Origin of the sequence: Falsirhodobacter sp. 20TX0035, from assembly GCF_028307215.1 — a bacterium.
Lineage (GTDB): Bacteria > Pseudomonadota > Alphaproteobacteria > Rhodobacterales > Rhodobacteraceae > Falsirhodobacter.
On sequence record NZ_JAQMHV010000001.1, the window covers coordinates 176,359 to 193,269 of the forward strand.

20 protein-coding genes, 1 tRNA gene and 2 pseudogenes are annotated in these 16,911 nt (G+C 68.3%); 11 read left to right on the forward strand and 12 right to left on the reverse strand.

The features are described 5' to 3' along the window. The first annotated feature begins 130 nt into the window (after positions 1 to 130). Positions 131 to 787 carry a hypothetical protein gene (locus PIJ50_RS00895; RefSeq protein ID WP_271971869.1) on the forward strand — a complete coding sequence of 219 codons (657 nt, stop codon included), beginning with the start codon at positions 131 to 133 and terminating at the stop codon, positions 785 to 787. On the opposite strand, the gene PIJ50_RS00900 is transcribed toward PIJ50_RS00895, so the two are convergent. Beyond that, positions 784 to 996, reverse strand: coding sequence for a hypothetical protein (locus PIJ50_RS00900; protein ID WP_271971871.1), 213 nt, complete (start codon positions 994 to 996; stop codon positions 784 to 786). The genes PIJ50_RS00895 and PIJ50_RS00900 overlap by 4 nt on opposite strands. A 78-nt stretch (positions 997 to 1,074) precedes the next feature. On the opposite strand from PIJ50_RS00900, the gene PIJ50_RS00905 reads away from it, so the two are divergent. Together PIJ50_RS00905 and PIJ50_RS00910 are read left to right on the forward strand one after the other, a co-directional pair. Beyond that, positions 1,075 to 1,638, forward strand: a complete 564-nt coding sequence (locus PIJ50_RS00905) for a DNA-3-methyladenine glycosylase (RefSeq protein WP_271971873.1) — start codon at positions 1,075 to 1,077, stop codon at positions 1,636 to 1,638. A 26-nt stretch (positions 1,639 to 1,664) separates the two neighbouring features. After that, complete coding sequence (locus PIJ50_RS00910) at positions 1,665 to 1,838, forward strand: hypothetical protein (protein ID WP_271971874.1); 174 nt, start codon at positions 1,665 to 1,667, stop codon at positions 1,836 to 1,838. Here PIJ50_RS00910 and PIJ50_RS00915 read toward each other — a convergent pair. The 6 genes and pseudogenes from PIJ50_RS00915 to PIJ50_RS00940 form a co-directional block, all read right to left on the reverse strand. Continuing rightward, complete coding sequence (locus tag PIJ50_RS00915; protein WP_271971876.1) at positions 1,829 to 2,848, reverse strand: DNA topoisomerase IB; 1,020 nt, start codon at positions 2,846 to 2,848, stop codon at positions 1,829 to 1,831. The two genes, PIJ50_RS00910 and PIJ50_RS00915, sit on opposite strands and share 10 nt — an antisense overlap. Before the next feature lie 28 nt (positions 2,849 to 2,876). Further along, positions 2,877 to 3,654: pseudogene (locus PIJ50_RS00920) on the reverse strand (HesA/MoeB/ThiF family protein); the annotation flags it as partial. Between the two features lie 16 nt (positions 3,655 to 3,670). Next, positions 3,671 to 4,081 (reverse strand): annotated as a pseudogene (gene dut / locus PIJ50_RS00925) (dUTP diphosphatase); the annotation flags it as partial. A 42-nt stretch (positions 4,082 to 4,123) separates the two neighbouring features. Further along, on the reverse strand, positions 4,124 to 4,471 hold the full coding sequence (locus PIJ50_RS00930; protein WP_271971879.1) for a hypothetical protein: 348 nt from the start codon (positions 4,469 to 4,471) through the stop codon (positions 4,124 to 4,126). 18 nt (positions 4,472 to 4,489) lie between these two features. Beyond that, positions 4,490 to 5,704, reverse strand: coding sequence for a bifunctional phosphopantothenoylcysteine decarboxylase/phosphopantothenate--cysteine ligase CoaBC (coaBC, locus tag PIJ50_RS00935; RefSeq protein ID WP_271971881.1), 1,215 nt, complete (start codon positions 5,702 to 5,704; stop codon positions 4,490 to 4,492). A gap of 27 nt (positions 5,705 to 5,731) precedes the next feature. Next, the gene (locus PIJ50_RS00940; RefSeq protein ID WP_271971883.1) at positions 5,732 to 6,607 is read right to left on the reverse strand and encodes an RNA polymerase factor sigma-32; all 876 of its coding nucleotides are present in this window, start codon (positions 6,605 to 6,607) and stop codon (positions 5,732 to 5,734) included. Between the two features lie 215 nt (positions 6,608 to 6,822). On the opposite strand from PIJ50_RS00940, the gene PIJ50_RS00945 reads away from it, so the two are divergent. From PIJ50_RS00945 to PIJ50_RS00960, 4 genes are all read left to right on the forward strand, one after another. Continuing rightward, positions 6,823 to 7,671 (forward strand): glutathione S-transferase, encoded by an 849-nt coding sequence (locus PIJ50_RS00945; protein ID WP_271971884.1) that lies wholly within the window; start codon positions 6,823 to 6,825, stop codon positions 7,669 to 7,671. Between the two features lie 54 nt (positions 7,672 to 7,725). Further along, positions 7,726 to 9,240 (forward strand): YifB family Mg chelatase-like AAA ATPase, encoded by a 1,515-nt coding sequence (locus PIJ50_RS00950; RefSeq protein ID WP_271971886.1) that lies wholly within the window; start codon positions 7,726 to 7,728, stop codon positions 9,238 to 9,240. A gap of 95 nt (positions 9,241 to 9,335) precedes the next feature. Beyond that, positions 9,336 to 9,473, forward strand: coding sequence for a hypothetical protein (locus tag PIJ50_RS00955; protein ID WP_271971888.1), 138 nt, complete (start codon positions 9,336 to 9,338; stop codon positions 9,471 to 9,473). Then, positions 9,473 to 9,682: a hypothetical protein gene (locus tag PIJ50_RS00960; protein WP_271971889.1), complete on the forward strand. Its 210-nt coding sequence runs from the start codon at positions 9,473 to 9,475 to the stop codon at positions 9,680 to 9,682. The genes PIJ50_RS00955 and PIJ50_RS00960 overlap by 1 nt, the downstream gene beginning before the upstream one ends. Here PIJ50_RS00960 and PIJ50_RS00965 read toward each other — a convergent pair. The 3 genes from PIJ50_RS00965 to PIJ50_RS00975 form a co-directional block, all read right to left on the reverse strand. Next, positions 9,673 to 10,638 carry an aldo/keto reductase gene (locus tag PIJ50_RS00965; protein ID WP_271971891.1) on the reverse strand — a complete coding sequence of 322 codons (966 nt, stop codon included), beginning with the start codon at positions 10,636 to 10,638 and terminating at the stop codon, positions 9,673 to 9,675. The genes PIJ50_RS00960 and PIJ50_RS00965 overlap by 10 nt on opposite strands. A 65-nt stretch (positions 10,639 to 10,703) precedes the next feature. After that, positions 10,704 to 11,357, reverse strand: a complete 654-nt coding sequence (locus PIJ50_RS00970; RefSeq protein ID WP_271971893.1) for a GntR family transcriptional regulator — start codon at positions 11,355 to 11,357, stop codon at positions 10,704 to 10,706. Beyond that, entirely contained in the window at positions 11,354 to 12,028 is a 675-nt protein-coding gene (locus PIJ50_RS00975; protein ID WP_271971895.1) for a M48 family metallopeptidase, read from the reverse strand. Before PIJ50_RS00975 ends, PIJ50_RS00970 begins: the two co-directional genes overlap by 4 nt. Before the next feature lie 141 nt (positions 12,029 to 12,169). Here PIJ50_RS00975 and PIJ50_RS00980 point away from each other — a divergent pair, with 141 nt between their 5' ends. Next, positions 12,170 to 12,496 carry a TIGR02300 family protein gene (locus PIJ50_RS00980; protein ID WP_271971898.1) on the forward strand — a complete coding sequence of 109 codons (327 nt, stop codon included), beginning with the start codon at positions 12,170 to 12,172 and terminating at the stop codon, positions 12,494 to 12,496. A gap of 99 nt (positions 12,497 to 12,595) precedes the next feature. After that, a tRNA-Ala gene (locus tag PIJ50_RS00985) sits at positions 12,596 to 12,671 on the forward strand. Positions 12,672 to 12,752: 81 nt separating this feature from the next. Here PIJ50_RS00985 and PIJ50_RS00990 read toward each other — a convergent pair. Next, positions 12,753 to 13,706, reverse strand: coding sequence for a DMT family transporter (locus tag PIJ50_RS00990; protein ID WP_271971901.1), 954 nt, complete (start codon positions 13,704 to 13,706; stop codon positions 12,753 to 12,755). 73 nt (positions 13,707 to 13,779) lie between these two features. Here PIJ50_RS00990 and ade point away from each other — a divergent pair, with 73 nt between their 5' ends. Then, a complete protein-coding gene (gene ade, locus PIJ50_RS00995) occupies positions 13,780 to 15,474 on the forward strand; it encodes an adenine deaminase (RefSeq protein ID WP_271971903.1) in 1,695 nt (564 codons plus the stop codon). Here ade and PIJ50_RS01000 read toward each other — a convergent pair. Further along, on the reverse strand, positions 15,471 to 16,025 hold the full coding sequence (locus PIJ50_RS01000; RefSeq protein ID WP_271972918.1) for a YqgE/AlgH family protein: 555 nt from the start codon (positions 16,023 to 16,025) through the stop codon (positions 15,471 to 15,473). The genes ade and PIJ50_RS01000 overlap by 4 nt on opposite strands. Positions 16,026 to 16,128: 103 nt before the next feature. Between PIJ50_RS01000 and PIJ50_RS01005 the strand changes: the two genes are divergently transcribed. Then, positions 16,129 to 16,911, forward strand: coding sequence for a protein-disulfide reductase DsbD domain-containing protein (locus PIJ50_RS01005; protein ID WP_271971905.1), 783 nt, complete (start codon positions 16,129 to 16,131; stop codon positions 16,909 to 16,911).

Genomic DNA, 16,911 nt, shown 5'->3' on the forward strand with positions numbered 1-16,911 from the left:
ATGTCCTCGCAAACGGGCGGGTGGTAAAAGAAAACGGCGCGGTTGGCTTTGTAAAGTTTATATGACAAATACGCCCGGCGGAATGTCCCGCCCCCGAGATGTCCCGATCCTGCGCCCACAGGAGAATTCCATGCGCCTCCCCTCCTTCAAACGTATCGCCACTGTCGTGACCGTGGCGAGCGTCCTTTATCTGGCCTTCTCCTTCTTCATCACACCAGACCCAAGCCAGTTCTTCCACGAGGGTCATGGGGTAGAGGAACTTTCCCTCGGCCTGCTGCCGGCCGGTGTGGCCCTGTGGATCCTGCTGGCCGGCCATCACCGCTGGCGCGAGTGGCAGATCCCGGCCGCCCTGCTGCTGATGATGGCGCGAGAGATGGATTTCGACAAGCGCTTCACGGAACACGGCCTGCTGAAGCTGACGACCTACACCCAGCCGGCGCCGGTGATGACCAAGCTGGTGGGCGGGATCGCGATCCTGTTCACGCTGTGGGTGATGGGTCGGCTTCTGCGCCGCAACCTGCCGGTATGGTGGGTGCGGCTGAAAGGCGGCACGGGCGATGCGTGGATGATCCTTGTCGCGGGACTGTGCGGGGTTCTGGCCAAGACCTTCGACGGCCTTGGCCGCAAGCTGCTGGATCTGGGCATCCACATCCCCGGCTCCGTCGACATGCTGGCCGGACGCAGCGAGGAGGTGCTGGAAGCTGTCTGCTACTACCTGATCGTGCTGAGCATCGCCCGTCTGGCCGCTCCGGCCGTGCGCGCCGCCGCGGGGTTGCGCCCGGCTTAGTGGTGGCCGTCGCGGTGCGCGAACCACGACGCAAGCTCGTCCGCGGCGCGGTCCATCAGGCCACGTTTGGCGTTCCCGTCATAAGGAACGTCGTAGCTGCGGCCGAAGCCGTCCGCCTCCGGCATGCCGGATACGGCGCCCGCATCGACCAAGGGGCTGGCCGGTTCGTCCGCGTAGGGGCCGAGGTCGCGATGGGGATGGTCCAGCATGATGCGCTCCTTTGTCATGGTTAAAACGGCTGGAAGGTGCGGATGTTCCCGAACCGCGCGCGCCCTATGTTCCCCGGCATGACGCGCCTTGACCCCGACTGGTTCGCCCGCCCCGCCCCCATCGTCGCCCGCGACCTGATCGGCGCGCAGCTTCTGGTGCGCGGCGTCGGCGGTCGCATCACGGAAACGGAGGCCTATGCCCCCGAAGATCCCGCCTCGCACAGCTTTCGCGGACCGACCCCGCGCAACGCCGCGATGTTCGGCGCGCCGGGGCTGGCCTATGTCTACCGCTCCTACGGGATCCACTGGTGCCTGAACGTGGTGTGCACGCCGGGCAGCGCCGTCCTGATCCGCGCGCTGGAGCCTTTGGCGGGGTTGGAGGTCATGGCCGAACGGCGCGGTGTTTCGGACGTTCGGCGCCTGTGCAACGGTCCGGGCTGCATCGGGCAGGCGCTGGGGCTGGACGGCAGCGACAGCGGCCGGGACATCCTGACGATCCTGCCCGGACCGGACATGCCAGTTGTCGCGGGTCCGCGCATCGGAATCACCCGGGCCGTGGACCTGCCTTGGCGCTTCGGTGCAAAGGGGTCGCGCTTTCTTTCGAAGCCGTTTCGGGAACAGGTCCCACCCCCTGCGGGTTGATCCCCGAACCCAAGGAGGAGATCACGATGACCGATGCCGTTGGAATCCCGCAGCCGGGCGACCTGCCGCCCAACGACCTGCCGCCCCTGCCCGATCCGGACACCTATCCCGATCCGATGCCGGATCCGGAGCCGATCCCTCCAGGCCAGGACCCCGACCTGCCCAATCCGGGCGAGGTCAATCCCCCCATCTATGGCTGAACCGCGCTTCCGGCGCTGAGAAGCGCCAGAAGACGCCGTTCGTCCAGCTTCAGGGCGCTGTCGCCTTCGGTCGGCAGCGCTTCCATCAGGGCCAAGCGTTTGTCCACGGGAAGATCGGCCAAGCCCAGAACTGTAGGATGGATGTAGGACTTCCGGGCGATCGTCGGAGTATTCGCCAGAGCCTCGGACGCCGCCAGCGCGATGTCCTTGACCGACAGCTTGCCATCGGTCGCGCGGGCGGCGGAGAAGCCTGCCAGCGACCCGCCCCAGGTGCGGAACGTCTTGGCCGATGCCCCCGACAGCCCCGACGCCTCGGCGATATAATCGTTCAGGTGATGCGAGGACACGGCCCGCACCTCGCCTTCCTCGTCCACCCAAGTGAACAGATGCCTGCCAGGCAGGTCGCCGATCTGGTGCATGATCCGGTGCAACCGCCGGTCGCGCAGGGCACGGTTCACCGCCTTGCCGCCCTTGGCGCGGAACTTGAGCCGCACCTCGCCATCCGCCAGCGTCAGGTGCCGGCTGAGAAGCGTCGTCGCCCCGAACGTCTTGTTTTCCAGCGTGTAGGCGGGCGTGCCTGCGCGCAGATAGGTCCGGTCGATCAGCATCACCATCGCGGCGAGGGAGAAGGACAGATCCCCCGCCTCGCCCTTCAGGTCGCGGTCCACGCGGCGGCGCAGCTGGCCCAGCGCCGCACCGAAGGCGGGCAGGTTTCCGTATTTCGCCTCGGCCCGCCAATCGGCCCATTGGGGGTGATAGCGGTACTGCTTGCGGCCGCGCGCGTCGATGCCGGTGGCCTGAAGATGGCCGTTCGGCATCGGGCAGATCCACACGTTCTGATAGGCCGGCGGCACGGCCAGCTTCAGACAGCGGGCGCGCTCCTCCCCGCTCAGCTTCGTGCCGTCGGGGGCAAGGAAGCAGAAGCCCTTGCCGGACTTCCGGCGGCGGATGCCCGGAATGGAATCCTCGACGTAAACCAGCCCTTGCGGGACGTTGAGATCGTTGGGCATGGCGCGGCTCCTCTGCCGCGGTCAACCGTCAGAGGTGGGCCGGGGTTCCACAGACCGGGCAATCGGCGCGGCGCCGGGTGGTGATGGTCCGCGTCTCGGCGTACAGCGCGTCGTGGATCAGCAGGCGGTTGCGCAGGGTCTGGCCCGCGCCGGTCAGGTGCTTCACCGCCTCCATCGCCATCATGGCGCCCAGGATGCCGGGCAGCGGACCGGCCACCCCCGCCTCGGCGCAGGTGGGGACCAGATGGGCAGCAGGAGGCCGGGGGAAGACGCAGGCGTAGCAGGCGGAGCCGTTGCCGAAGAGGCCGATCTGCCCTTCCCACTGTGTCAGGGCCGCGCCGATCAGCGGCACGCCCGCCGCGACGCAGGCGCTATTCACGGCATATCGGGTGGCAAAGCTGTCGGTTCCGTCCAGCACCAGATCCTGCGTAATGGCCTGATCCGTGAAATGGTGGGGGATCGCGGTCACGGTGACATGGGGGTTCAGCGACTGCAGCGTGCGGGCGGCTGAATCCGCCTTGTTCTGCCCCACCGCGTCCAGATGCACGATCTGACGCTGAAGGTTTGATGCCTCCACCACGTCACCGTCCATCACCGTGATGTGCCCCACGCCCGCCGCCGCCAGATACATCAGCGCCGGGGCCCCGAGCCCCCCCGCCCCCACGACCAGCACATGCGCCGCCTTCAGGCGCTGCTGGCCCGTGCCGCCGATCTCGCGCAGCAGGATGTGGCGGGAATAGCGCTGAAGCTCCTCGGGCGTCATCCAGTGGATCCGAAGCCCCCGGCGCCGCGGACGGTGACGCCGGAATGTTCGTCCACGATCCGCAATTCGGGACGGAGGACGGGCACGAACATCAGCTGCGCCACACGTTCGCCGGGCTGAATGGTGATGGCGGCGCCTTCCGGATTGCGGTTCCACAGGGACATCATGATCCCGCCGGTGTAATCGCTATCGATCAGGCCCACGAGGTTGCCCAGCACCAGCCCCTTCTTGTGCCCCGCGCCAGACCGCGGCAGCACCAGCGCCGCGATCTTGTCGGTGTCCATGAAAAGGGCGATGCCCGCGGGCACCAGAACGGCCGGCGATCCGGCCGCGATTTCCAGCGGCGCGTCCAGACAGGCGAACAGATCCACTGCCGCCGCACCTTCGGTCTGGTAGGCGGGGAGCCCCCATTCCCGGATGCGGGTGTCCAGAACCTTCACCTCGACCGTCGTCATGCTGCGCCCTTTCATCTGTGCGCGCGGACGATAGGCGCGAGCGCGGTGAAGGACAACCTATTGCGGCAGGACAGGGGCACCGGGCGCGGTGTCATTCGTGATGGCGATGTCCAGCGCGAAGGGGGCCGCGCTTTGCACAGCCACGGTGTAATCCCCTTCCTCGGGCAGAAGGCCCGAGAAGACGGCGCCCTGGAACGACGGCGTTTCATCCCCCGGGGGGAAGATGGCCAACGTGCCGTCGGACAGCGTCAGGTTCAGCGTCTGCCCGGCACCCGCGTTCAGCACATAGGTCACGTCGCCCGTGCCCTGCACCACGGTGTGCGTGGCGCCTTCCGGCAGGACGATCCGCTCCTGTGCAAGGGCGGCAATGGGAAGGATCGAAAAGGCAAGGGCGAGGCGGAACATGACGGACACTCCTGTTCCTCAGGAAACGATGTCCTGCGGCTTCGGGTTCCGCAGGGCGTCGGCGACCGCCTCGGCCAGACGGCGGGCGACCATGTCCTTGGCCATGCGGGGCCAGGTCTCGGCCCCCTCCTCGCGCAGGATCGTCACGGCGTTTTCGGTGCCGCCCATGATGCCGGTGGCCGGGGACACGTCGTTCGCCACGATCCAGTCGCACCCCTTGCGCCGCCGCTTGGCCGCGGCGTTGGCGATCACGTCATCGGTTTCGGCGGCAAAGCCGATGACCAGCCCCGGCCGGTTCGCGGCGTGCGAGACGGTGTGCAGGATGTCGGGGTTTTCGGCAAAGGACAGCGTGGGCAGCGCGCCCGCGACCTTCTTCATCTTCGACGTCCGGGCATCGGCCACCCGCCAGTCCGCCACGGCGGCGGCGAAGATCGCGGCATCGGCCGGAAGGGCGGCCTCTACCGCGCGCAGCATCTCTTGCGCGGTGGTGACGCGCACCACCTGCGCGCCTTCGGGCGGCGGCACCTCGGCCGGGCCGGTGACGAAGGTGACGCGCGCGCCCAGCGCCAGAAGCGCCCGCGCGATGGCCGTGCCCTGCGCCCCCGAGGATCGGTTGGCGATATAGCGCACCGGATCGATCGGTTCCTGCGTGGGCCCGGAGGTGACGAGGACATGGCGCCCCGCCAGCGGCCCTTGGGCAAAGGCGGCCTGAACGGCGGCCACGATCTCCAGCGGTTCGGCCATGCGGCCGGGGCCGTATTCGCCGCAGGCCATGGACCCGTCGTTCGGGCCGACGAACAGGATGCCGTCCCCCCGCAGCGTCGCCAGATTGCGCTGCGTGGCGGGTTGATCCCACATCCGCACGTTCATCGCCGGCGCCACCAGCACCCGCGTGTCCGTCGCCAGCAGAAGGGTGGAGGCGAGGTCGTCCGCCCGTCCCTGCGCCATCCGGGCCAGAAGGTCCGCCGTGGCCGGGGCCACCACGATCAGGTCGGCCGAACGGGACAGCTGGATATGGCCGATCTCCGCCTCTTGCGTCAGGTCGAACAGATCCTGGTGGACCTTGCTGCCCGACAGCGTGGCGACCGACAGCGGCGTCACGAATTCGGACGCCGCGCGGGTCAGCACCGGCGTGACGGCGTGCCCACGTTCGGACAGGCGCCGGATCAGATCCAGCGCCTTGTAGGCGGCGATCCCGCCCCCGATGATCAGAAGAATGCGTTTTCCCTGCATGAAAGGAAGCCTAGCAGGGAACATCCGTCACAGGAAGTGATGCACTTCGCGGCTTTGCGATTCCAGCGCGCGGCGCATCTTGGTGAAGGCAGCGGCTTCCAGCTGCCGCACACGCTCCTTGGACAAGCCCAACTCCTCACCCAGCGATTCGAGGGTGCGGGGAGCCTCGCGCAGCTTGCGCTCCGTCACGATGAAGCGTTCGCGGGCGTTCAGCCCCTGGATCGCGCTGATCAGCCAGCCGCGCAGGCATTCGGCGTCATGGGCGCCTTCCACCTGTTCGGCGGCCTGAACGGCATCATCCTCCAGCGCGTCGATCCATTCGCGCCCTTCCTCGTCCGACGACTGCGTGGCGTTGAGGGAGAAGTCCGTGCCCGACAGGCGGCCTTCCATCATCTCCACATCCGCCAGCGGAACGCCGACCTCGGTCGCGATCATCTGGCGCAGCTGGTGGCCGTCCAAGCTCTGGCCCATGGCCTCGGCCTCACGCTCCAGCTTGGCCTGAACGCGGCGCATGTTGAAGAACAGCGCCTTCTGCGACGACGTGGAGCCGGTGCGCACCATCGACCAGTTGCGCATCACGTAGTCCTGGATCGATGCCTTGATCCACCACACGGCGTAGGTGGAGAAGCGGACCCCGCGGTCCGGGTCGAACTTGTCGGCGGCCTTCATGAGGCCGAGGGACGCTTCTTGGATAAGATCGTTCATCGGGGCGCCATAGCGGCGGAACTTCGCGGCCATGGAGATGGCGAGCCGCATGTAGGCCGTGATCAACCGGTGCAGCGCCTGTTCGTCGCGCTGATCGCGCCAGGCATAGGCAAGCCGCAGTTCCGTCTCGGCGTCCAGCAATTCGGCTTTCATCGCGCGGCGGGACATTGTCTGATCGCTGAAGGCGTCGAGCGGCATGTGGCGTTCCCTCTTTCTTAGGCGGTCTCTTGACCCCTGATGCTTTCGCCCCACCTTCCCGGTCGAGGTTGCATCCGTTTTCGGAGGGCTAACGGCGTGGACGGCGCCCTAGTTCCTGAAAAAGTTGCTTCAAGGTTAATTTTTCCTTCGGCCGATATTTTTCTGGACAGGTCTTACGGGCTGTGCATCCTGCCGCCGAACTTCGGGGGGATGGCATGGGCTGGACACTGGCGATCGGGGAACGGTGCTATTCCAGCTGGAGCCTGCGCGGCTGGCTGCTGTTCGACGCCTTCGGCCTGCCCGTCACGACCGTTTCCGCGCCCATGTACACGTCCAACTTTGCCCGCGTCCTGCAGGATTTCGCACCCGCGCGCACGGCACCCGCGGCCAGGCTGGGGGAGGTGGTCGTCTGGGACAGCCTCGCCATCGCCGAGGAACTTGCCTCCCGCCATCCCGGGGCGGGCCACTGGCCCCAAGATCCCGCCGCCCGCGCCGCCGCCCGGTCCATGGCGGCCGAGATGCATTCGGGCTTCACCGCGCTGCGCGGCCATTGCGCGATGAACCTGCGGACCGCCTATCGCGACGTGCCGGTGCCCGAAGCCGTCCGTGCCGATCTGGACCGGATCGAGGCATCGTGGGCGCGGTCCGGGGACGGCTGGCTGTTCGGCGATTATTCCGCCGCTGACGCTTTCTTCGCGCCGGTCGCCCTGCGGATCGCGGGGCATGGCCTGCCGGTCGGGCCGGTGGCGCAGGCCTATGTGGCGCGGCATCTGGCACATCCGTCGCTGCGCCGCTGGCGCGCGCTGGGGCGGGCGATTGATCCGGTCCTGCCCGCCTATGACCGCGACTGGCCGCAGGTGGACTGGCCCGGCCCCGCCCCCCTGCCCGCCCGCGCGGTTGAGGGGACGGAGGCAGAAAACGCCGCCTGCCCCTATTCCGGCAAGCCGGTCACCCATGTGCTGGAACTGGACGGCCGCCGCTGGGGCTTCTGCAACGCCACCTGCCGCGACAAGACGATGAACGACCCCGAGGCCTGGCCCGCCTTTATGGCCATGATCCGTTAACCTTCCGGTAACCACGCGCGGCTAGTCCCCTCTGGAACCGGAAGGAGGGGCAGCATGGTCACCCGCGCATACACCGTCGCGTTCGAAGGCGTGGAGGCGCGCCTGGTGGAGGTGCAATGCGCCATCTCTCCCGGTTTGCCGGCCTTTGCCATCGTGGGTCTGCCCGACAAGGCGGTCAGCGAGGCGAAGGAGCGAATCCGCGCCGCGCTGGACGGGATGTCCATCGCCCTGCCCTCGCGCCGCATCGCCATCAACCTGGCCCCGGCCGACCTGCCCAAGGAAGGGTCGCATTTCGACCTGCCCATCGCGCTGGCCCTGCTGGCCGCGATGGACATCCTTCCGAAAGAGGAGGTGGAAGGCACGGTCAGTCTGGGCGAACTGTCGCTGGACGGGCGCCTGATGCCGGTGGTGGGCGCCTTGCCCGCCGCCATGGCCGCCGCCGAAGCCGACCGCGCGCTGGTCTGCCCCCGCGCCTGCGGGGCCGAGGCCGCCTGGGTCGGCGCGACCGAGGTGCTGGCCGCGCCGTCGCTGCTGGACGTGGTGCGGCATTTCACCGGCAAGGCGCATCTGCCGCCGGTGGAGGTCGGGGAAGCCGCCCCCGTCACCCCAGCCCGCGACTTTGCCGAGGTGAAGGGCCACGAACGGGCCAAGCGCGCGATGGAGATCGCGGCGGCGGGCCGGCACCACATCCTGATGGTGGGCACGCCCGGTTCGGGCAAGTCAATGATGGCCTCCTGCCTGCCCGGGATCCTGCCGCCCTTGTCGGCAGTGGAGGCGCTGGAAACCTCCACCATCCATTCGGTGGCGGGGCTGCTGAAGGGCGGCATCCGCCGCGACCGCCCGTTCCGCGCGCCCCACCACACCGCCACATCGACGGCGATCACGGGCGGCGGCCGTTCGGCCAAGCCGGGGGAGATGAGCCTCGCCCATAACGGCGTCCTGTTCCTGGATGAGTTTCCCGAGTTCCAGCGCCAGGTGCTGGAAACCCTGCGCCAGCCGATCGAGACCGGGGAGATCATGGTGGCGCGCGCCAATGCCCATGTCCGCTATCCCTGCCGGTTCCTGCTGGTGGCGGCGGCCAATCCTTGCCGCTGCGGCTACATGTCCGATCCGTCCCGCGCCTGCGCCCGCGTGCCCTTGTGCGGAGAGGATTATCTGGGCCGCATCTCCGGCCCGCTGATGGATAGGTTCGACATCCGGCTGGACGTCACCAGCGTGGCCTGGACCGAATTGCAGGGCGCGCCCACGGGCGAAAGTTCCGCCACCATCGGCGCGCGCGTGGCCGCCGCCCGCGCGGTGCAGACGGCGCGCTTTGCCGATCACGGCATCCGCACCAACGCCGAGGCCGAGGGCGCGCTTCTGGACGCCATCGCCACGCCCGACGAGGCGGGCCGGGCGCTTCTGGGCCGGGTGGCGGAGCGGTTCGGCCTGTCGGCTCGCGGCTATCACCGCATCCTGCGGGTGGCGCGGACCATCGCCGATCTGGACGGCAGCGCCGACGTGCGCCAGCCCCATGTGGCCGAGGCGGTGGGCTACCGTCTCGCCTCGGCCCGTCCCGTGGTGGCCTGACCAGCCCTTCGCCGGGCACATGGCGGGGGTGCGGAATGTCGCGTGGCGAACGTGGCCCCCAGCCCTTATCTTCATCCCATAAGATGGAGATCGCCATGACCACCGCCCCTGCCCCCGCCAAGACCGACGCCGGAACCGCCGCCCTCGACTATTACCGGCGCGAGGCGGCGAAGCCCGCCAACACCCCGGCGCCGACGGATCTGGACCAGATGTTCGGCTATTACGCCGCCTGATGCCGATCCTTCTGATCCTTGGGCTGATCGCGTTCTTCGTGCTGTCGTGGTGGTGGCACCGCAGCCGCACCCTGACCCGCGACTGCACCTGGCGAGAGGACCGGAGCCGCGCCGCCCCCGGCCGGTCCTTCCACCACTGCATGGTGTGCGGGGCGGAAACCGACCTGCCGAAGGGCGAACAGCCCCGCCACTGCCTGCGTCAGCAGTAACGTCCGATCGCGTTCATCTGGTGATCGCCATAGCGGTCGCCCCAAGCGAAGCCGGCGGGCAGGATGCGCTCGATCTCGGCCAGATCGTCGGCCGTCAGGGTCACGTCCAGCCAGTGGCGCAGATGTTCCGCTGTGCGCGTTCCGGGGATCGGGATGATGTGGTCGTCCTGCGCCAGAACCCAGGCGATGGCCGTGCCCGACACCGACCAGCCCCGTTCTTGGCAGAAGGCGCGGAAGGGGGCGATGGCCGCGTTGTTGGCGCTGAAGTTCGGCTCGACAAAGCGCGGGTTCGTGTGGCGGAAGTCAACGCCGGACCGGAAATCCTCGCGCCGCATCTCGCGCTCCCCGAAGATCCCGCGGCCAAGGGGGGAGAAGGCGACAAAGGCCACCCCCAGCTCTTTGCAGGTGCGCAGAAGGCCCAGTTCCGGCAGGCGCGTCCACAGCGAATATTCGTTCTGCACCGCCGTCACCGGGCACTCGGCATGGGCCTGGCGCAGGGTGTAGGGCGCCACCTCGGACAGGCCGTAGCCTCCGATCTTCCCCTCGGCGATCAGACGGGACATGGTGCCGGCGACGTCCTCCACCGGCGTCTTGGGGTCCAAACGGTGCAGGTAGTACAGGTCGATGTGGTCGCGCTTCAGGCGGCGCAGCGATTCCTCAAGACAGGCGCGGATATAGGGTTCCGAATTGTCCACGCTGCGCGGCGGGCCCGCGACGATGCCGCATTTCGTGGCCAGCGTGACGGCGCGGCCCCATTTTCCGATGACGCTTTCCGACACGCCAAGGCCGTAGATGTTCGCCGTGTCGATCAGCGTGATGCCCGCCTCCAGCCCCGCATCCAGCGCCCGCAGGGACGTCGCCTCGTCCGTTTCGCCGAACATGCCCCCGAAGCTCATCGCGCCGAAGCCGATTTCGCCCACCATCGGGCCGTTCGCCCCAAGTTGCCGCTGTTTCATCGCCGTTCCCTTTTCGCAATCGGGCCAATGAACCCCCGCGAATCGGTCTGGTCAAGCGCGGACGGTCACGTCCGCTCCCACCCGGCCAGATGCCGCAGGCCCTGCGTCACGTCCGTGCGGATCGCGAGCCGCAGCCCGGGCTCGTCCCCCGCGCGCAGGGCGGCCAGGATGTGGCGATGGTGGGCGGGCGGTTCGTTCCGGCGCAGACGGCTGTAAAGCGCGCGCATCGTGGGGCCCAGCTGCAGCCAGACGGTTTCCAGCAGCGCCAGCATCGCCGGCGCCTGCGCGCGCAGATACAAGGTGCGGTGGAATTCAAGGTTCGTGCGGATGTAGCCCACGGCGTCGCTTTTGGCGACGGCCTCGGCGTTGGCCGCGTTGATGGCGGTCAGCCGGTCGATCAGCGCGAAATGCGCCCGCGGCAGCGCGCGGGAGGCCAGCTCCGGCTCCAGCAGCGACCGGATGGTGGCCAGTTCCTCGATCCGTTCGGGCGACAGTTCCGGCGTCGCGACCCGGCCGGAGGAGGAGAGCGTCAGCGCCCCTTCCGCCACCAGCCGCCGCACGGATTCGCGCGCCGGCGTCATGGACACGTCGAAATCCTTGCCGATGCCGCGCAGGGTCAGCGCCTGACCGGGCGCCAGTTCGCCGTGCATGATGCGGGTGCGCAGCACGCGGTAGACCCGTTCATGCGCGGCGGTGGTGTCGATGCGCGGCGTGATCATGCGAAGCGCCACGCCTGCAGGGCCTGACCTTCCGGCCCGCGCAGCCAGCCGCGCAGGGCGGCGTAATCCGGGCACAACCGGGCCACGACCGCCCAGAAGGCCGGGGAATGGTTCATCTCGTCCAGATGCGCGACCTCGTGCGCGGCGACGTAATCGAGGACGGGGGGCGGCGCGAGGATCAGGCGCCAACTGAACATCAGCGCCCCGTCGCTGGTGCAGCTTCCCCAGCGGCTGCGGGTGTCGCGCAGTGTCAGGCGGGTGTAGGGGCGGCCAAGCGTGGCGGAATGCCGGTCGCAGGCGGCGGCCAGACGGTCCCGCGCCAGCGTGCGCAGCCAGGCGGCGGCGCGGGCGGGCACCGGATCGGGTACGATCAGCGAATCGCCCTCGACCCGGACGCGGCCCCGGCCCGGGGTCAGGACCAGCGCCCGCCCGTCCACCGGAAGCACAGTGCCATGCGCCACCAGCGCCGCCGGCGACAGGTCCGCCAGTACGTCGCGCAGCCAGTCGGCATGGCCGCCGGCAAAGGCCATCGCCTCGGCCTCGCGCGCGCGGGCGGGCATCGACAGGGTCACCTTTCCGTCTAGTCGCGACACGCGCAGCGAAAAGCGACGCGTGCGCGCCGAACGCCGCAGGACCAGATCGACCTCGGGCAAACCGGGCAGCACAGGCATGGGAACCTCCCTCTTCGCGGCGCAGATTAGCCTTGCAATCGGCCGGCGTAACCCCCATCTTCGCGCACTCGAAATGCCTTTGACAGCCGGGCGCACCTGTGGCAAGCGACGGCATCATCCACCCCTTTGAAGGAAACTGACATGCCCAAAGAGGAATGGGGCACGAAGCGTCTTTGCCCCACCACCGGCAAACGCTTCTACGACCTGAACCGCACGCCCATCGTCAGCCCCTACACGGGCGAGGTTGTGGACATCGAAAGCGCGCGCCGCAAGGCCGCTTCCGCTGTCATCAGCCGTGTGGTGGATGACAAGGACGACAGCCCGCTGGTCGAGGATCTGGAGGGCGACGAGCTGCTGGAAGACGACGCCGCCGCCGAGACGGACGACGATCTGCTGGAAGACGATGCCGACGACAACGTCTCGCTGGACGACCTGGCGGACGTCGCCGGGGACGAGGACGAGAACTGATCGTCGAAAAGGTTGCTGCGGTGTGATTTTTGCTCTTGCACCCCGCAGCGACCTTTCATAAAAGGCCCGAGCACGCCGGGAACGGCGGGCACACCCGGTGGGGTCATAGCTCAGTTGGGAGAGCGCTTGAATGGCATTCAAGAGGTCGGCGGTTCGATCCCGCCTGGCTCCACCAAAATAAACCAAGGCCGCCCTTCGGGGCGGCTTTTGTTTTTCAGCCGTCCCGGTTCCGCCCTTCCCCTTTCGGCAGCAGCCCCTACCCGTTCGGCGACATGGCCTTGCGCTGCCGGGACCGTTCCAGCCCCAGCGCCCGTTCGCGCCAGATGATCAGGCAGCCCGCCGCCACGATGATCGCGGCGCCCGTCAGCATGGCCGGCGTCGGCACCTCGGAAAACACGACATAGCCGATGATCAGCGCGAACAGCATTGACGCGTATTCGAAGGGCGCGATGACGGACGCGTCGGCCTCACGGAAGGCCTGTGTCATGAAGATCTGCGCCACACCGCCCAGAATGCCCGCCAGCACCAGCAGCACCGCCTCGGTCGGGGTGGGCATCACCCAGCCGAAGGGGATCGTCAGCAGCGACAGGACGGTGGAAGTGATGGTGAACCAGAACACGATCGATGCCGTCGATTCGGTGGCCGACATCTTGCGGATGAACACCATGGCCAGCGCTGTGCACAAAGCCGCCGTCAGAACCAGCGTCACGCCTAGCGCGGCCGTGTCGTCGATGGCCCCGCCCCCTACGATCGTCAGGCGCGGCCACAGGATCACCATCACCCCGCCAAGGCCGATGACCACCGCGCTCAGCCGGAACAGACGCACCTCCTCCCCCAGGAACATGGAGGCGAGGATCACGGTCAGGATCGGCGCGGCATAGCTGAGGGCCGTGACTTCGGGTAGCGGCAGATAGGCCAGCGCGGCGAAGTTCAGCCCCATGGACATCGTGCCCGCAAGGCCCCGCCAGACATGGCCCAGCGGGTTGCGCGTGCGCAGGCCGCTTACCAGCCGTTGCGTCATCGCTAGCCAGATCAGGATGACGGGAATCGCGAAGAACGACCGGAAGAACACCGTCTGCCCCACCGGAACCCGGTCCGACACGACCTTGATCAGCGCCGACATGACGATGAAGATCAGGACCGAGCACAGCTTCAGGGCAATGCCGCGCATCGGGCGCGCAATCGGCGGGCGGGAGGTCGGCGCGTCCATGAAACGGAACCTTCTGGCTTGACGCCCCAGATCAGCACTGTTCCCTTGCAGGCGCAAGACGAAGGAGAACGAAATGAGCGACCTGTCCCGGCGCATCGACCAGGCACGCGGGGTCGTGCCCGCCGACCTCGTGCTGAAGGGCGGTCGCATTTTCGACCTCGTCACCGGAGAGCTGACCGAAAGTGACGTTGCGATCTGCGGTGACCGTATCGTCGGCACGTATCAGCTTTATGACGGCGTGCGGGAAATCGACTGCACGGGCCGCATCCTCGTCCCCGGCTTCATCGACACGCATCTGCACATCGAATCGTCCCTGGTCACCCCGTTCGAATTCGACCGTTGCGTGACCCCCCGCGGCGTGACCACCGCCATCTGCGATCCGCACGAGATCGCGAATGTCTGCGGGCTGAAGGGCATCCGCTACTTCCTCGAGGCCTCGTCCCGGACGGTGATGGACCTCCGCGTGAACCTGTCGTCCTGCGTCCCCTCCACCCACATGGAAACGGCGGGGGCGGAGTTGGGGGCTGGGGATCTGATCCCGCTGGCCGACCATCCCCGCGTGATCGGATTGGCGGAGTTCATGAACTTCCCCGGCGTGCTGATGAAGGATCCGGGCTGCATGGCCAAGCTGGAGGCCTTCGCCGGGCGCCACATCGACGGCCACGCCCCGCTGCTGGGCGGGCGCGACCTGAACGCCTACATCGCCGCCGGCATCCGGACCGAACATGAGGCGACCACCCCCGAAGAGGCGATGGAAAAGCTGCGCAAGGGCATGCGCGTGCTGATCCGCGAAGGCTCCGTGTCCCGCGACATGGAAGCGCTGGCCCCCATCCTGACGGAGCGGACCTCCCCCTATCTGTGCCTGTGCACGGACGACCGCAACCCGCTGGACATCGCCGAGCACGGCCATCTGGATCACATGATCCGAACGCTGATCGCGCGCGGCTGCCCGCCGCTGGCCGTCTATCGCGCCGCCAGCCTGTCGGCGGCCGAGGCGTTCGGGCTGAAGGACCGCGGGCTGATCGCGCCCGGCCTGCGCGCCGACATCGCGGTGATCGACGATTTGGCCTCCTGCCGCGCGTCGCTGGTGCTGTCGGGCGGCGTCGTGGCGGATGACGGGGCCTTTGCCGCCCGCGACACCGTGCCCCCGGTCGCCCGCGCTTCGGTCCATGCGCCGGTCGTGTCCCCCGCCTCGTTCCGGCATTCCGCCACCACCACCGCCGAAACCCCGGTCATCGGCATCGTGCCCGGCAAGATCATCACCGAGCATCTGGTCGAGGTCATTGCGCCCGAAAACGGCGACAAGCATCCCGACCCTTCGCGGGACTTGGTCCGCATCGCGGTGGTGGAACGGCACGGCCGGAACGGCAACATCGCGACCGGATTCGTGAAAGGCTTCGGGCTGCAGCGGGGGGCCATCGCCTCCACCGTCTGCCACGACCATCACAACATCGCGGTGGTGGGCGCGGATTACGAGGACATGGCGCTGGCCGTCACCCGGCTGGGCCAGATCGAGGGCGGCTTCGTCGTGGTGGCGGACGGGCAGGTGCTGGCCGAACTGCCCCTGCCCGTCGCGGGCCTGATGAGCCTTGAGACCTTTGAGGTGGTGCATGGCCGGCTGACCGACCTGCGAACCGCCGCGCAAAGCCTTGGCGTCGGGCTGGAGGAGCCGTTCCTGCAGCTGGCGTTCCTGTGCCTGCCCGTGATCCCGCACCTGAAGATCACGGATCGCGGCCTGGTCGACGTGGACCGCTTCGCCCTGATCTAGGCGCGGCCCCCGGCGGTGGACAGCGACAGCGGGTCCACCCCGATAGCGCGCAGGTGGCTGGCCCATTTGCCATCCGCATCGGCAGCAAACAGCAGGTCGGGCTGAACCTCGGGCAGCATCAGCCAGTCGTTGCGCGCGATCTCCGCCTCCAGCTGGCCCGCGCCCCAGCCGCAATAGCCAAGGGCCAGAAGCGCGCGCTCCGGCCCTTCGCCCTGGGCCAGCGCCTGAAGGATGTCCAGCGTCGCGGTCATCCCCAGCCCACCCTCGATCGGCATCGACCCGGCGGACTGGTAATCCGACGAATGCAGCACGAAGCCGCGCCCCCGCTCCACCGGGCCGCCCATGTGGACGACGATGTCGCGCCCCTCGGGCGACAGGGGAATGTCCAACTGGCCAAGGAGGTCGGAGAACTCCAGCTCCTCCACCGTCTTGTTGATGACGAGCCCCATCGCGCCTTCGTCCGAATGGGCGCAGACAAGGATCACCGAATGATCGAACCGCGTGTCGCCAAGACCCGGCATGGCGATCAGGACGGCCCCCGACAGGTTCAGTTCATGTTCCATCCTTCAGATATGGCACGTCGCGACCGCCACTCAACCCGCACGTGACCCGAAAGTGATTTTCCATTGGCGCGGGCATCCCTATGTTCGCGGGATGATCCGATACGCCCTTGCCCTTCTGCTTCTGCCCGCTGGCGCCTTTGCCCAATCGCTGCCGCCCGATCTGGTGCAGGCGCGCCTTCTGCCCGGCTGGCAGACCGAAGGGGGCAGCCGCATGGCCGCCTTCCAGATCCGGCTGGCCGACGGGTGGAAGACCTATTGGCGCAGCCCCGGCGACGCGGGCATCCCCCCCACCTTCAACTGGAAGGGATCGACCAACGTCCGGGCCGTCCACTTCCACTGGCCCGTACCCGAGGTGTTCGAGACGGCCGGCATGCAGACCATCGGCTACCACCGAGAGCTTGTTCTGCCGATCGAGGTTGTGCCCGCCGACCCGTCCCGCCCCGTGCACCTGCGGGCGCGGGTGGACATGGGCGTCTGTCGCGATGTCTGCGTCCCGACCGAGGTGGCGCTGACCGCCGATCTGGAAGGCCCCGGCGCCCCCGATGCCGCGATCCGTACCGCGCTCGCGCATCAGCCCGAACGCAGCCGCGCCAAAGCCACCTGCACCGTCCAGCCGACCGGGGACGGATTGCGCGTCACCGCCCGCCTGAACGTTCCCGTGCAGGGCCCCGAGGAGACGGTGGTCATGGAACCGGTGGACCCGTCGATTTGGGCCGCCCCCGCCACGGTGCAGCGGCAGGGCGGCACCCTGACGGCCACCAGCGATCTGGTCGCGTCCTCCGGCCAGCCGTTCGGGCTGGACCGGTCCGGCCTACGGCTGACCGTTCTGGGTGCGGGCCGCGCGGTCGAGGTGACCGGCTGCCCCGCGCCCTGA

Coding starts and splice junctions, on each gene's coding strand:
- PIJ50_RS00895 (WP_271971869.1), top strand. CDS start 131: ATGCGCCTCCCCTCCTTCAAACGTATCGCCACTGTCGTGACCGTGGCG.
- PIJ50_RS00900 (WP_271971871.1), bottom strand. CDS start 996: ATGCTGGACCATCCCCATCGCGACCTCGGCCCCTACGCGGACGAACCG.
- PIJ50_RS00905 (WP_271971873.1), top strand. CDS start 1,075: ATGACGCGCCTTGACCCCGACTGGTTCGCCCGCCCCGCCCCCATCGTC.
- PIJ50_RS00910 (WP_271971874.1), top strand. CDS start 1,665: ATGACCGATGCCGTTGGAATCCCGCAGCCGGGCGACCTGCCGCCCAAC.
- PIJ50_RS00915 (WP_271971876.1), bottom strand. CDS start 2,848: ATGCCCAACGATCTCAACGTCCCGCAAGGGCTGGTTTACGTCGAGGAT.
- PIJ50_RS00930 (WP_271971879.1), bottom strand. CDS start 4,471: ATGTTCCGCCTCGCCCTTGCCTTTTCGATCCTTCCCATTGCCGCCCTT.
- coaBC (WP_271971881.1), bottom strand. CDS start 5,704: ATGCAGGGAAAACGCATTCTTCTGATCATCGGGGGCGGGATCGCCGCC.
- PIJ50_RS00940 (WP_271971883.1), bottom strand. CDS start 6,607: ATGCCGCTCGACGCCTTCAGCGATCAGACAATGTCCCGCCGCGCGATG.
- PIJ50_RS00945 (WP_271971884.1), top strand. CDS start 6,823: ATGGGCTGGACACTGGCGATCGGGGAACGGTGCTATTCCAGCTGGAGC.
- PIJ50_RS00950 (WP_271971886.1), top strand. CDS start 7,726: ATGGTCACCCGCGCATACACCGTCGCGTTCGAAGGCGTGGAGGCGCGC.
- PIJ50_RS00955 (WP_271971888.1), top strand. CDS start 9,336: ATGACCACCGCCCCTGCCCCCGCCAAGACCGACGCCGGAACCGCCGCC.
- PIJ50_RS00960 (WP_271971889.1), top strand. CDS start 9,473: ATGCCGATCCTTCTGATCCTTGGGCTGATCGCGTTCTTCGTGCTGTCG.
- PIJ50_RS00965 (WP_271971891.1), bottom strand. CDS start 10,638: ATGAAACAGCGGCAACTTGGGGCGAACGGCCCGATGGTGGGCGAAATC.
- PIJ50_RS00970 (WP_271971893.1), bottom strand. CDS start 11,357: ATGATCACGCCGCGCATCGACACCACCGCCGCGCATGAACGGGTCTAC.
- PIJ50_RS00975 (WP_271971895.1), bottom strand. CDS start 12,028: ATGCCTGTGCTGCCCGGTTTGCCCGAGGTCGATCTGGTCCTGCGGCGT.
- PIJ50_RS00980 (WP_271971898.1), top strand. CDS start 12,170: ATGCCCAAAGAGGAATGGGGCACGAAGCGTCTTTGCCCCACCACCGGC.
- PIJ50_RS00990 (WP_271971901.1), bottom strand. CDS start 13,706: ATGGACGCGCCGACCTCCCGCCCGCCGATTGCGCGCCCGATGCGCGGC.
- ade (WP_271971903.1), top strand. CDS start 13,780: ATGAGCGACCTGTCCCGGCGCATCGACCAGGCACGCGGGGTCGTGCCC.
- PIJ50_RS01005 (WP_271971905.1), top strand. CDS start 16,129: ATGATCCGATACGCCCTTGCCCTTCTGCTTCTGCCCGCTGGCGCCTTT.